The 14118-nt window shown below is 64.3% G+C and carries 12 protein-coding genes; 11 read left to right on the top strand and 1 reads right to left on the bottom strand.

The annotated features are described in order from the left end of the window. Positions 1–121: 121 nt before the first annotated feature. Positions 122–3499, bottom strand: a complete 3378-nt coding sequence (locus tag NKH23_RS10920) for a hypothetical protein (RefSeq protein WP_352977425.1) — start codon at positions 3497–3499, stop codon at positions 122–124. A gap of 96 nt (positions 3500–3595) precedes the next feature. On the opposite strand from NKH23_RS10920, the gene NKH23_RS10915 reads away from it, so the two are divergent. From NKH23_RS10915 to NKH23_RS10865, 11 genes are all read left to right on the top strand, one after another. Continuing rightward, entirely contained in the window at positions 3596–4063 is a 468-nt protein-coding gene (locus tag NKH23_RS10915) for a peroxiredoxin (protein WP_352977424.1), read from the top strand. 115 nt (positions 4064–4178) lie between these two features. Then, a complete protein-coding gene (locus NKH23_RS10910) occupies positions 4179–5459 on the top strand; it encodes a M23 family metallopeptidase (protein WP_352714739.1) in 1281 nt (426 codons plus the stop codon). 221 nt (positions 5460–5680) lie between these two features. Further along, complete coding sequence (locus tag NKH23_RS10905; protein WP_352714740.1) at positions 5681–7117, top strand: FAD-binding oxidoreductase; 1437 nt, start codon at positions 5681–5683, stop codon at positions 7115–7117. After that, complete coding sequence (locus tag NKH23_RS10900) at positions 7114–7854, top strand: FadR/GntR family transcriptional regulator (RefSeq protein WP_352714741.1); 741 nt, start codon at positions 7114–7116, stop codon at positions 7852–7854. Before NKH23_RS10905 ends, NKH23_RS10900 begins: the two co-directional genes overlap by 4 nt. Before the next feature lie 2 nt (positions 7855–7856). Next, complete coding sequence (locus NKH23_RS10895) at positions 7857–8294, top strand: VOC family protein (RefSeq protein WP_023717347.1); 438 nt, start codon at positions 7857–7859, stop codon at positions 8292–8294. A 90-nt stretch (positions 8295–8384) separates the two neighbouring features. Beyond that, complete coding sequence (locus tag NKH23_RS10890; RefSeq protein ID WP_352715220.1) at positions 8385–9413, top strand: ABC transporter substrate-binding protein; 1029 nt, start codon at positions 8385–8387, stop codon at positions 9411–9413. Beyond that, positions 9413–10186, top strand: coding sequence for an ABC transporter ATP-binding protein (locus NKH23_RS10885; protein ID WP_352714742.1), 774 nt, complete (start codon positions 9413–9415; stop codon positions 10184–10186). Before NKH23_RS10890 ends, NKH23_RS10885 begins: the two co-directional genes overlap by 1 nt. Further along, a complete protein-coding gene (locus NKH23_RS10880; protein ID WP_352714744.1) occupies positions 10183–10938 on the top strand; it encodes an ABC transporter permease in 756 nt (251 codons plus the stop codon). Before NKH23_RS10885 ends, NKH23_RS10880 begins: the two co-directional genes overlap by 4 nt. Before the next feature lie 119 nt (positions 10939–11057). Continuing rightward, entirely contained in the window at positions 11058–12224 is a 1167-nt protein-coding gene (locus tag NKH23_RS10875) for an ROK family transcriptional regulator (RefSeq protein WP_352465582.1), read from the top strand. Continuing rightward, a complete protein-coding gene (locus NKH23_RS10870) occupies positions 12221–12985 on the top strand; it encodes an ATP-binding cassette domain-containing protein (RefSeq protein ID WP_352714746.1) in 765 nt (254 codons plus the stop codon). The genes NKH23_RS10875 and NKH23_RS10870 overlap by 4 nt, the downstream gene beginning before the upstream one ends. A gap of 39 nt (positions 12986–13024) precedes the next feature. Continuing rightward, positions 13025–14065, top strand: a complete 1041-nt coding sequence (locus tag NKH23_RS10865) for a sugar ABC transporter substrate-binding protein (RefSeq protein ID WP_292663104.1) — start codon at positions 13025–13027, stop codon at positions 14063–14065. Positions 14066–14118: the final 53 nt, after the last annotated feature.

Below are 14118 nucleotides of genomic sequence, written 5' to 3'. Positions count from 1 at the left end.
CCGGGACGGGCACAAGCAATGGGTCGCGGAGACCCTAGGATCCATGCCGTTACCTCTAGGCGCTGCTACGCTGAACACCACCTCACGCGGCCTCTTCGCCTCACCCGCCCACCTACCCGCCTCAGCGATACTCGAAGATCGACCGGAATATCCCGGGCGCGATTACCGATAGCGGATTGACGTCGAGGATTGGCTTGTTGGCGTTACCCCTGAGTCTGTAGGTGACGCCGATCAGGCCGCGGTCGCGGCCGTTGCCGAGCAGCGCGCCGATCAGCGGCAGTTCGCCGAAAATGCGGTTTACGCCATAGGCCGGCATGAACGTGCCGGTCATGTCCATATTGTTGTTCTGGTCGTACAGCGTGCCCTGGAAGGTGGTGCCGATACGCGAGCCGCGCAGCACGCCGTTGCGCAGCTTGAGATAGCCGCTGCCCTTGTCGATCTCGCTGAAGCCGCGCTCGAACTTCACCCTCGACGTGTCGAGATTGCCTTTGACCGCCTCGTTGAGGCTGTGGCTGTCGCCGGCCGGCGTCGTCGATACGATTGAGGCGAGCTTCGGCTCGTTGACGATAAAGAAGTCCTTGGCGTCGACCTGGCCTTTCATCGGACCGTCGCCGGCCCCAGTGAGCGCCAGCGTGATCGAGCCGCCTTCCATATGCTCGTAGATGTTGAGGAAGCGCAGTATGGCGCCGGCGTCGGCCGACTTCATGTTGAGCGTGCGCAGGCCGCCGCCGGTCGTGTTGCTGACGGTGATCGCGGCTCCCGAACTTGCCGTGGCGCTCACCTTGAGCCCGTTCACCCGGGAGCCGGCGGCGCTATAGTCGAGCTTCAGATTGGACAGCACCTCGTCGTGGAAGCCGGTCAGGGAGCTGACGTCGGCGCTGACCGAGATCGCATCGACGCCGGTGGTCTTGGTGGCGGTGTCGACATCGGACGTGAATTGCTTGATCAGCGAGCGTGCGTCCAGCGCGCTACCGCTGACCTCGACCGCATAGGCCTTGCCCGACCGCTTCACCGAGACGGCGACGTCGTCGCCCCTGTTCAACGTGACCTTGCTGAATCGGGCCGAGGACAAGGCGCCGTTGACCAGCACCGCGCTGCCGTCGATGGAGAAGCTCTTGCCGTCGAGTTCGAAATTGGACAGCGTCGTGGTGTCGCCGGTCTTCGCCATGGCGAAGACGACCTTGGCGGGAATGCCGGGCCCCTTGCTCCAGCCGGCCCAGGGAATGTCCAGCCTGGCATTGGTCAGGTCCGCCGAGACGTTCTGGTTGCCGGTGCCGCTCTTGTCGATTGCCACCTTGATGGTTCCGGAAAGCAGCGTCGACAGGCCAGGCATGGCGGTGGCGCGGGTCTTGTCGTCGAGCACCAGCGCCACTTTGCGACTGCGCGGCGGGCCGCCATCCTTGAGCGGCTCGATCAGGTCGAGTTCGGCCGGAATGCCGTTGAGCAGTGCCTTGGCCGAGATCACCGCCCGGTCGGGCGCGACGGTGATCGAGCCGTCGGCATGGCTGACCGTCTGGCCCTCGAACGGCTTGCCCAGCGACAGGTCCTTGTAGTCGAGCGCCACCAGCCAATCGAGTTTGGACGAGTCGACGCCGGACTGCAGCGGAATATCGGCCTTGACGTGGCCGGTCACCGTGCCGGACAGGTCGTCCGGTAGCAGGCCGACATGGCGCATGGCGTTGATCGGGTCGTAGGATGCCAGCTCGGCGATTGCCGGTGCCTCGCCGGCGACATCGATATCGAGCGCGCCGATCACCGGCGGATGGTTCGCCGCCTTGACGGTGAGCGTGCCGTTGCTTGCCGCCACGGTGCGGCCGCTCGGCATATAGACGCTGCCCGAGGACAGCGCGACGTCGACGTCATTGCCGTGGAAGCCGACGACGCCGACGGCATCGCGGATCGGCGGAATGCGGCCGGCCGTGTCGAAGCGCGATCCTTCGACCTGGAATCGGCCGAACACTTCATCGGCTGAAAGCGGCACGCCGTTGCCGAGCCGTCCGGGTACGACCTGAAATTGCAGGCTGCCATCGACGACGCGGCCGCCGAACAGGTTCTTAAGCACCCACAGCCTGGCATTGCGCGCCGAAAACCATGGCCATAATTGCTTGACGTGCGAGACCGGCATGTCGTGGACGTTGAGCGCCACCGATATGCCCGGCGCCTGGTTGGCCACGAATGCAACCGAAGCCGTGCCCAGCACTTCGCTGCCCGGTCCGGACCGGACGCCGATCTGCTCGGCGACCAGCTTTTGGCTCGTCGGCTGGTAGACGCCTGCAATACGGGCAATGAAGCCGAGTGCCGGCTCCGGCGAATCCGAAGGCGCCAGGGTCGAACCGTCGCTGGTCAGGTCGTAACGATAGGATGGCTCCTCGCCCGCTGTGCCGGTAGCCGGCTTCGGCCCGATCGAACCGGCGAAATCGAAGGTCGAGCGGCCGGTTTTCACCAGCAAACTGTCGACCTGGATCTTGTTCGAGCCGGCGACGAGCGTTGCATCGAGATCGATGTCGGCCGGAAGCAGGCCGCGCGAACCGAGATCGAGCACCGACCCGGTCAGCGACAGGCCAGCGGTCAGCCGCGAGCCGTTTTCGCCGGCTCCTTCCGACCCCGTCAGCTTCAAGGCGATCGCGCCCAATTTGCCACCTGCTGCCGCAGCGTCGGCATCCGCCGTCTGGATGCTGGCGTCCAGCGTGGTGATGCGTCGCGTCGCCGGATCGCGGGTGGCGGAAGCGGCGATGGTAAGCGCCCTGCCGTCGACATCCGCGTCGGATGAAAACTCCATGCTTCCCGGTCCCGACTGCGAGACGGAGGCGTCGGCGATGGTGACCGACTTGACCGATCCGGTCTCGGCCAGTGCCAGCTCGACGTTGCGCAGATCGATCTGGCGCATCGAATCCTCGCGCACCGCATCGAGCGCGCGATTGAGGTTGGCGAAGACGGCGGCGGAAAGTTTTTCCGGATCGATGAGGCCGTCCTGGTTGCGCAGCCCGGCCGTCCAGTCGCCGCCGGACGGCATCGCCGCCATGACGATGTGCGCGTCGGAAATCCGGGCGCTGGTCAGCCGCACCTCGCCCGAAAGCAGCGGGATCAGCCGGATGCCGAAGCGGACCCGGCCCGCATCGGCCATCGGTTTGCCGTCGGCGGTCTTGAGGCTGACGTCGCTGACCTGCAGCGCAATGAAGCTCGACCCGTCAAGCGTCAGCCGTGCCGGCCCGACGGCAACGTCGACATCGAAGCCAGCCAATTTCTCGATTGCCGTTTCGGCTTCCGCGCGAAGCCGCTCCGAGCCGAAGCCGGACACGCCGATCGCATAGACGCCGGCGGCCGCCAGCAGCACAAGGGCGACGAGGCCGGCAAACAGCCGCGCCATCAAACGAACGCCGCGACCGATCGATGCCTGGCCGAGCGGCGGGACGCGGCACGCGGACGGAAAGGTTCCCAGGTCGGTGATCTCGTCACGCCTGAACCTGATCTTCTCGTGCTGCGGCAGCTCCTGATCCACGTAATCTTCCGTTGAAACGAATTCGATCGTGGACGAATCCCCGCTCGACATTATATCGATGCAGCCTGGCGCGTAACCTCAAACAAGGGCATCGGTATGGCTGACCTCGACGTGGGCGATGTTGCCCCGCAATTCGATCTTCCGCGCGACGGCGGCGGTTCACTCAATCTCGCCGCACTGCTGGGAAAGCCCATCGTACTCTATTTCTACCCACAGGACGACACCACAAGCTGCACCAACGAGGCGATCGGTTTTTCGCAGTTGAAGCCGGAGTTCGAAAAGGCCGGCGCCGTCGTCATCGGGCTGTCGCCGGACAGCGTCAAGAAACACGACAAATTCAAGGCGAAATACGATCTGAGCATCGACCTTGTCGCCGACGAAGAGCGCAAGGTGATCGAGGCTTACCATTTGTGGGTGGAAAAGAAGCTCTACGGCCGCACCTATATGGGCGTCGAGCGGGCGACGTTCCTGATTGGCCGGGACGGACGCATCGCCAGGATCTGGCGCAACGTCCGCGTCAAGGGGCACGCCGAAGACGTGCTGGAGGCGGTTCGCGCAATTTGAGAGCTGCGGCAGGCCGCTGCAATTCGATACCCGTTTTGCGCGAAGACAAAACTTTGTTAACCCTAATAATGTGTAATCAGGCTCGTCGTTGGTGTCGTAACGAAAGCTTGGTCCCGTGAACGTAGCCAGTCAGTCAGCGGTCTTCGGCAGACGCAAAGAGCCCCACACGGTCATCATCGCCCGGGGCGACCAGATAAGGCATTTCACCATACGCCCGTGGCTGGCTGCATTTTGCGGCTCGGCGCTGGCGGCGGTCGTCATTGGCTACCTGCTGGCGACCTCTTATCTGGTGCTGCGCGACGATCTGATCGGCGCCACGACGGCGCGGCAGGCGCGTATGCAGCAGGCCTACGAAGACCGCATCTCGGCACTGCGCAGCCAGGTCGACCGTATCACCAGCCGCCAGCTTCTCGATCAGCAACTGATGGAAACCAAGGTCAGCGAGCTGCTGGAACGGCAGAGCCAGCTCAGCCTGCGTCACGGCCGCCTCGGCCCGATCCTCGAACGAGCCGAAAATGAGGTCGCAACGCCGCCCGTGCCGACGGCAAAGCCGGACGAACACGCCGACGCGATCGGCAGCATCCAGCCGATGGCCTATTCCGTCGCCAGCCTTGCTGCCCCCCCTGCCAGCAACGACACGAGGCCGTTCTCGCTGTGGTCGACCCGCGCCGATCCGCTGCCGACCGAAAGTGCGGCCGACCGGGCAGACAAGCTCTTCGTTTCGATCAACAACTCGCTGAAGGCCATCGAGAGCCAGCAGCTCACGCGCATCGCCACACTTGCCGACAATGCCTACAAGAGCGCCGACGCGATCTCGCAGGCGCTCGAGGCCGCCGGCCTGCCCGTCGATAGCGAATTCGAAAAGAGCGACGTCGGCGGCCCGCTGATACCGCTCGACAGCTCGTTGGTCTTCGACAGCAAAGTCAAGGAGTTGGACGAAGCGCTTGACGCGCTGGATCATCTTAAAAAGGAAGCGCGCCGGCTGCCGCTCGCCAACCCCGCCCCCGGCCATAGCGTCACCAGCCCGTTCGGCGTGCGCACCGACCCCATCCTCGGCACGGCCGCCTTGCATTCCGGCATGGATTTCAGGGCGCCGGTCGGTATGCCGGCCAAGGTCACGGCAGCCGGCGTGGTCGTCAAGGCCGGCTGGAACGGCGGCTACGGCCGCATGATCGAGGTCGACCACGGCAACGGTTTTGTAACGCGTTACGGGCATCTCAGCGAAATCGACGTCGCCGTCGGCCAGAAGCTCGATGCCGGAGACATCATCGGCAAGACCGGCAACAGCGGCCGCTCGACCGGCCCGCACCTGCACTACGAGGTCCGCCACAACGGCGAGGCCATAGACCCGCTACGGTTTCTGACCGTCGGCAAGAAGGTCGCGCAGTACCTCTAGGAGCCGGGCTGCACCTCAGACGACCCAGCAATTGAGCGGCATCGGGCCTGCGCAGCCAGACCAAGGCGCCTCGCATAAGTATCCTCGGGCGATCGCCCTTCGCTCCATTCTCCCCAGCAAACATTCGGCTCCAGCCCTTGAGGCTTGTGCCCACAGCGTTGACTCCGGCATAGTTGTAGGATGATATGTATAAGCCTATGCCTTGGCCCAACAGGCTTGTAATGACCGTTCATGGTATCCCGCCTGAAATTCTGAATGCCCTGGAGGGCGCCGTCGGACAAAGCGGCGTGGCTGCCGACGCTGCCGGCATGGCGAAATACCTCTTGGACTGGTCCGGGGATCATCGCGGCGGAGCCCTTGCGGTGCTGAAGCCTGCTTCCGTCAGCGAAGTCCAGGCCGTGGTGCGGCTCTGCGGTACGCTTGGGCTCGGAATCATCCCGCAGGGCGGGAACACAGGGCTGGTGGCGGGCGCGATCGACATCTACAGCCGTGGCGCGGTGGTCGTCAGTCTGGAGCGGTTGAACGGCATCCGTCTCGTCGACGCTGACAATTTCATCCTGCAGGCCGACGCCGGCTGCATCCTGCAGCGCATCAAGGACGCGGCAGAGGCACAGGATTGCCTGTTTCCGCTGGCGCTCGGCGCACAGGGAAGCTGCCAGATTGGCGGCAATGCGGCCAGCAATGCCGGCGGCACCAACGTGCTGCGCTATGGCATGGCGCGCGATCTCATCCTCGGCCTCGAAGTCGTCCTGCCCGATGGCGAGTTGTGGAGCGGCTTTTCCGGCCTGCGCAAGGACAATCGCGGCTACGACCTGAAGCAGCTCTTCATCGGCAGCGAAGGAACGCTCGGCATCATCACCGGCGTCGAGCTCAAGCTGTTTCCGAAACCGAGCCGGGTCGAGACCGCCTATCTCGGTCTCGCCTCGTTCGAAGCGGCCATCACCCTGTTCAGGCAGGCTCGCCGGGCCTCATCCGATCTGATTTCTGCCTTCGAGATCATTGGTTCGGAGTGCATCGACCTCGCGCGCTTGATCGACGCAGACGTCGTTTCGCCGGTCGAAGCTCCCGTCCACGTGGTGATGGAACTCTCCGCAAGTGCTGCGGTCGATCTGCGCTCCATGCTGGTCGATTTCGTGGCCGGCGCCATTGAGAGCGGTCTGGTTGCTGAGGCCGTGCTTGCTGAAAGCATCGCGCAGGCCAGGGCGTTCTGGGCCATCCGGGAGGGCTTGGTCGAGGGCCAGGCAAAGCGCGGCTACCATGTGCGCACCGACCTTGCGGTCAGGATATCGGACATCCCTGCCCTCATCGATCAGGCCCGCCAATTCGTGGCGCTGGAACATCCCGGTTGGCTGCCGCAGGCCTATGGCCATGCCGGCGACGGCAACATCCATTTCAACGTCCTGCCACCACCTGGGCTCGCCGAGGGTGAAGCTCGTGCCCAAGGCGCGGAGATCACCGCCGGACTCTACCAGATCGTCGGCGCGCTTGGCGGCTCGATCAGTGCCGAGCACGGTATCGGCCGCACCCGCCATCGCACTTTCTGGGCCGGCCTGGCGCCTGCCCATCGCCGGCTCATCACGGCCCTCAAAACGACGATCGACCCTCAGGGATCGATGAATCCCGGCTGCCTGCTGCCACCGACGGAGACCTTTCCATGAAGCAAAGACTGGCCGCTATCGGCACGGTGGAGGCGCTGCCGCATCGCGTCGCCGCATTCCTCAGCCGCGAGATCGAATCCGGCGAGCTCAATCCGGGCACGCGGCTGCCAACCGAGCAGCAGCTCTCGGAAAAATTCGGCGTCAGCCGCAACGTGGTGCGCGAGGCGATCGCTCAACTCAGGGCCGATGGCATGATCGAAGCCCGGCAAGGCGTCGGCGCCTTCGTGCTGGCGCCGGAGCAGCGCGCGTCGATCCGCATCGATGGCGAGGCGCTGAAAGCGACCGGGAATATGGAGCGGCTGTTTGAGCTGCGTTGCATACTGGAAGCCGAGTCAGCCGCGCTCGCCGCCGAGCGGCGTGGGCAGGAGCACCTCGATGCGATCAAGGCGGCGCTCGACCGGATGAGCGGCGAGGAGCGCTGGCAAGAGGGTAGCATCGACGCCGATCTTTTGTTCCATCGCGAAATCGCGCGGGCAACCGGCAACAATTACATCCACACCTTTATCTCTTTCGTTTGCGAGCAGATCCGCCGCTCGATCCACTACGCGCGTCTCACCAATCCGCTGCACGACCTGGTCGAAGTCAATGTCGGGGAGCATGTGCGCATCTACGAGGCGCTGGTCGCGGGCGATCCCACGGCCGCCGAGGCGGCGATGCGCGCCCACATCATCGGCGCCGCCGACCGCGTCGGCGTCAAGCTGCCGGCATCGCGCGCCGCGCACAGCACAGGGAGATAGCCATGCCGGTCGGAGGCGCATATGCGATTTCAGACGTCTGCCTGCTCGTCGAAAACATCGAGCGGACGGTTGAATTTTACGTCGAGAAACTCGGCTTTCGCCTGCGGCGTCGCGCCGAGGGCTTTGCCGACTTCCATGGCGAGGGCGTCACACTGGCGGCGTGGGAGATCGACCACATCAACCGGCACACCGGCGTCTCGAAATTGAGGTCGCCGCGCCAGGCGCACAAGGTCTGCGTGGCGGTCAGGCTAGACGCGCCCGGCGAGATCGACCGGCTCCATGGCGAACTGGCAGCCAAGGGCGTGCCCTTCTACGGCCCGCCGGAGGATTATGTCTGGAATGCGCGCTGCGCCTATTTCACCGATCCCGACGACACGCTTTGGGAACTATACGCCTGGCTCGACGGCGGCCCCGGCGACTACCACGACGAACAGCCGTAGACGACGCCGCGCCACGGGAACGGCGCGCAATGAAGAGACGAGAACGTCTTGCAACAGGAGCGAAAAATGAGTGGGAACAGAGACTACGACATGAACCGCCGCAGCTTCGTGAAAGCCGGCTTCGCCGCCGTCGCGGCAGCTTCGGCCGGAATGCAGCTCGTGCTGACGCCCGGCGCCAGGGCTGCCGGAAAGGTCGTCATCCAGTATGATTGGTTGATGTCCAACGGACAGATCGGCGACATCGCCGCCGTCGCCAACGGCTATTTCAAGGACGTGGGCCTCGAGGTGGAATTCAGCCCCGGCGGCCCCAATGCGGCGACGGTGCCGCCGGTGATTTCGGGCGCCGCACAACTCGGCCAGTTTTCCGAAACACCGCAGCTCTACGCGGCGCGTGCCAGCGGCGTGCCGGTGAAGATCATCGCCTGCGGTTTCCGCACCGGTCCCTATGCCTTCACCTCGAAGCCTGCCAAGCCGATCCGCGGCGTGGCCGATCTCAAGGGAAAGAAGATCGGCATCCAGCCGACGGCGCGCTTCGTCATCGATGAGATCCTGGCCAAGAACGGCATTGATCCGTCCGAGGTCACCGTCGTCAATGTCGGCTTCGACAAGGCACCGCTGATGCGCGGCGACGTCGACGCGATTGGCGGATGGATCACCAACACCCAGGCACTGAGCGTCGTCGGCGACGACAGGATCGATCTTCTGGTGCGCGATCTCGGGCTGAACTCCTATGCCGACGTCTATTTCGCTACCGACACGGCGATCGAACAGGATGCGGAAACGCTGGCGAAATTCATCGGCGCCGTCGCCAAGGGCTGGGGCTGGGTGCACGCCAATCCGCAGGAAGCAGTCAAGAAGATGGTCGAGGCCTATCCGGAAATGGACCTCGGCTGGGAGCAGAAGACGATCAATCTGGTGCTGAAACTTTCCTTCGACGGTGCAACCGCCAAGGACGGATGGGGAACCTTCGATCCCGCCTCGATCGAGGAGCAGCTGGCACTGCTGGACAAGGTCGGCCAATACCCGAACGGCCGGCCCGCGGCAGCCGATGTCTACACCACCAAGATACTCGAATTGTCGGCCGCCGACCGACCCAAGCTCGACGCGCCCGCCGCTTGATGGCGAACGCGATCGAAGCCCGCAGGCTGGATGTCGGCTATGGCGGCCGGCAGCCGATGGTGAAAGTGCTCTCCGGTCTCGACCTGTCGGTCGAGGTCGGCTCCTTCCTGTCGATCCTTGGGCCTTCGGGATGCGGCAAGTCGACCCTGCTCCGGGTAGTCGCGGACCTGCTCGATCCGCTCGGCGGCTCGATCAGCGTGCTTGGCGACACACCGCATGCGGTCCGTTCGCGGCGCGACGTCGGTTTCGTCTTCCAGGACTCGACCCTGCTGCCCTGGCGCACCGTGCGCGACAACGTCCGCCTGCCGCTCGATATCGGACAGGGACGCCTGACCCGGACAATCGACGACCGAACCGACGAGCTGCTTGATCTGATGGGGCTAGCCGGGTTCGGTGAGCGTCTGCCGCACCAATTGTCCGGCGGCCAGCGCCAGCGCGTGGCGATCGCCCGGGCGCTGCTCGGGCAACCCAGGCTGCTTTTGATGGACGAGCCTTTCGGCGCGCTGGACGAGATCACCCGCGACCGCCTCAACGACGAGCTTTTGTCGTTGTGGCGGCGCACCGGCACGACCATTCTTTTCGTTACTCATTCGATCGCCGAAGCCGCCTATCTCGGAGAACGGGTCATCGTTCTCGCCGCCAATCCGGGCCGCCTGGCCAGGGACCTGGACATGCTGCCGTTCAAGCAGGCGGGCAACCGCTGTTCGCGCGAGGATCCGGCGATCGTTGCCGCGATGGCCGAACTGCGCGGCGCGCTGGAACAGGCCTCATGAGGCAGGCGCCCTTGCCATCGGCGCTGGCCGTCGCCCTGCCCGTTTTTGGCGCGGCTTCGATCCTGCTCGCCTGGCAGTTCCTGCTGCCATGGCTCGGCGTGCCGGCCTATATCGTACCGACGCCAGCGGCCATATCAGGCGTGTTCCGGAAGAGTCTTGCTTTGCTGCTCAGCAATCTCTGGCCGACGCTGATCGAGGCGCTGGCGGGATTTGTCATCGGCAATCTTGCCGGTGTGCTGCTGGCGGTGCTGTTCGTGCACAACCGCATCCTGCAGGCCGCCTATTTTCCGATCGTGCTGTTCTTCAACACCATTCCCATCCTGGCGCTGTCGCCGATCATCATCCTGATCTTCGGGCTCGGCATGACGCCGAAGATCGTGATCGCTGCGGTGATCTGCTTCTTCCCGACGCTGGTCAACATGATCCGCGGGCTGGACTCGGCCAGCGACAACGAGCACGAACTGTTCCGGGTGCTATCGGCTACGCGCTGGGAGATCTTCTGGAGCCTGCGCCTGCCGAGAGCATTGCCGATGCTGTTCTCCTCGCTGAGAATTGCTTCGGCCACGGCCGTGATCGGCGCCATTGTCGGCGAGTGGATCGGGTCGGATAAGGGCCTCGGCGCGCTCATCATCCAGGCGACCTTCAACTATCAGTCGGACCGGCTCTATGCGGCGATCGTGCTGTCGTCGTCCTTGTCGATCGCGATGTTCTCTATCGTGGTTCTGCTGGAGCGACGTGCCATCCGCTATTGATCATGCCGTCGAGCGGCCATCCGCCAGGTTCGCTGTGCGCGGGCTGTAATTTATTTTTGAATTCCATTTGACTGAATAAATCTTCGGTGCCAGTCTGGCTTCTCTCGAGGGCGCAAGGCATGGCACTGCGGGGAACCAATCAGGAGTTCGGGCGGCCGTATAACCGGCGCATCGTGCTCGAATCGATCCGCCTTCATGGCCCGATCGCCCGTGGCGACATTGCCAGGCGGGTCGGGCTCACGGTGCAGACGGTGTCGACCATCGTTCGCGAGTTGGAAGAACACGGTTACGTGCTGTCGCTGCGCGAAGAGCCCAAGGGCCGCGGCCTGCCGCCGGCAACGCTGCGCATCAATCCGGAAGGCGGCTATGCGGTCGGCATCCATGTCACCCCGCTGGGCATCAATGCCGCCCTGATCAACCTGAGCGGCGATGTCATCGAGAGCACCTACCGCGAAGCCCCAAATGCAACGCCCGACCACGCTTTCGAGCTGATCGGCGCTATGGTGCTCGAATTGACCGCATTGCGGCCCGGTGGTCGCGTTCTTGGCATCGGCATGGCGCTGCCCGGACCATTCGGCGTGGAGTCCATGAGCTTTGTCGGGCCGACCACCATGACCGGCTGGAAAGATGTGGCGCTGCGCGAACGACTGGCCGCCTCGACCGGGCTGCCGGCCTTTTTCGAAACCGACATGGCGGCGGCTGCTATCGGCGAGCGCCTCTACGGCCTCGGCACGGCATATTCCGAATATTACTACCTCTATTTCGGCGTTGGGCTCGGCGGCGTCATGGTGCATGACGGGGCCGCATTGCGCGGCGCCTGGGGAAACGCCGGTGAAATCGGCCACATTCCCGCGGTGCCGGGCGGCGAGCCCTGTCCGTGCGGCAATCGCGGCTGCCTCGAACGGTATCTCTCGCTCGAGGCGCTGCGGCGCCGCAACATCGCCGACGCCGACTGGGTGAGCGAGATCGCGCCGATCTTCCGCAACGCCGTCACCATCATCGAAAACCTGTTCGATCCCGAAACCATCATCCTCGGCGGGCTGGCGTCCACCGACCTGCTCGAAAGGCTTGCCGGCGCGGCTGCGCACCTGCCCAATTCGGTCTCGGCGCGAAGCGACCGCACGACGCCCCGCGTCAGCGTCGCGCGCGGCGGCCAGCATGCGGTCTTGCGCGGCGCCGCCGCGCTTGCCGTCTCAGGAGTGCTGTCGCCACGCTTCGGCCAGATCTTCACCGCCGAACGCGAACGCGGGCGAGATCTCCTGCATAACAAGGGGATCGCAGCATGAGCGAACCGCTGCTGGTGCTCGATAGCGTAGCCAAGAATTACGGCGCCATCGAAGCGCTGAAAGGCATCAGCTTTTCGATCGGCAAGGGCGAAGTGGTGGCGCTTCTGGGTGACAACGGCGCCGGCAAATCGACGCTGGTCAAGATCATTGCCGGCGGCCTGGAGCCGACCTCCGGCCGCATGCTGTTCGAGGGCAAGGAATTCCTCGCCAAATCTCCCGCCGAGGCCAAGGCTGCGGGGATCGAGACGGTCTACCAGGACCTGTCGCTTTGCACCAATGTCGACGTGGTCGCCAATTTCTTCATGGGCCGCGAGATCACCAGGAAGGTTCTCGGCATTCCGGTGCTCGACGAGCGCGCCATGGAGCAGGTGGTGCAAAAGGCGCTGGCCAGCGCCGGCACCCGCATTCCCTCGCTTCGCACCAATGTCGAGCATCTTTCCGGCGGCCAGCGGCAGGCCATCGAGCTTAACCGGTTCGTGCATTTTGGCGGCAAGCTAGTGCTTCTCGACGAGCCGTTCGCGGCGCTCGGTGTCGAGCAAACGCGGCGCGGCCTCGACATGATCCGCCAGGTGGCGAGCCAGGGCATCGGCGTCGTCATCATCACCCATATCATGCAGCAGGCCTTCCAGGTCGCCGACCGGATCGTGGTGATCCGGCAAGGCGTCGTGGCTGGCGATGTCGCACGCAACAAAACAAGTCCCGACGCGGTGATCAACATGATCACCGGAGAGACGCTCGCCGGTGCCGGACCGGCGAGCTGAGGGACAAATGAGGGGTCCGGCGCAAGAGGAGCGAACGACATGAAGAAAATACTTCTTTCCGTCTTCGGTATCCTGGCACTGGCCTTTGCCACGCTCACGCCGGCATTCGCCCAGTCCAAGGGCACCGTCTACTACATGGTGCCGACATTGCTCGATGAGTTCCAGACCGGCTCGGTGAGCGCGCTGGAATTGTTCCTGAAGCAGGTCGGCTACGAGATGAAGACGCTGAACGCCGACAACAAGACCGACGCGCAGCAATCGCAGATGAACGACGTCATCGCGCTGAAGCCGGCGGCCATCATCCTTGCCGCCGTCGATTTCAATGCGCTGAAACCGTCGATCGAGGCGGCCCGTGCCGCCGGCATCCCGGTCGTCGAGTTCGACCGCCAGATCACCTCGACCCCGTCCGACTTCACCTCGGTGGCCGGAACCGTCGAGATCGGCTACGTCGCCGCCGATCAGGCGCAAAAACTCCTGACCGCGAAGAACGGCTCGGTGAAGGGCAAGATCCTGCAGGTGCTCGGCGATCCGGGCGATCCCTATACGCTCGACATCCAGAAGGGTTTCGAGGAGAAAATGAAGGCGTTCCCGGACGTCAAGATCATCTCGCTGCCGGCCATGCAATGGGCAGCGGATGCAGCCGGGACCATCGTGAACGACCAGCTGCTCGCCAACCCCGACATCGATCTGATCTTCAGCCATGCCGCGCATCTTTCGGTCGCCGCCGTCGCCTCGCTCGAGGCCGCCGGCAAGAAACCGGGCGACGTCATGCTGATGAGCTCGAACGGCGCTCCGGTCGGCCTCGACCTGATCCGCAAGGGCTGGCTCAATGTCGAAGTCGAGCAGCCGCTCTACGCCCAGGCCGCGGCGGTCGCCATGTTCATGGACAAGGTGGTCAACAAGCAGGAGATCAAGCCCGGCGAATACGACGTGCTTGGCCTGAAATCGACCCTGACCAAGGAAGCGTGGGGGCCGAACATCAAGATCCCCGGCGCTGCGATCACCAAGGAAAATGTCGATAACCCGGCCTTCTGGGGCAACATGAAGCCGCCGACCGAAACCATAAAGCCGGTCGAATAGCGAACTCGCCGGAAGCTCCGGGCCATGCCGGCCCGGAGCCCAGCCCTGCAGCC

The organism is Mesorhizobium sp. M1328 (assembly GCF_040318075.1).
Classification (GTDB): Bacteria; Pseudomonadota; Alphaproteobacteria; order Rhizobiales; family Rhizobiaceae; genus Mesorhizobium.
The sequence above is the reverse complement of the archived record's forward strand: the minus strand, read 5'-3'. Positions and strand labels throughout refer to the sequence as shown.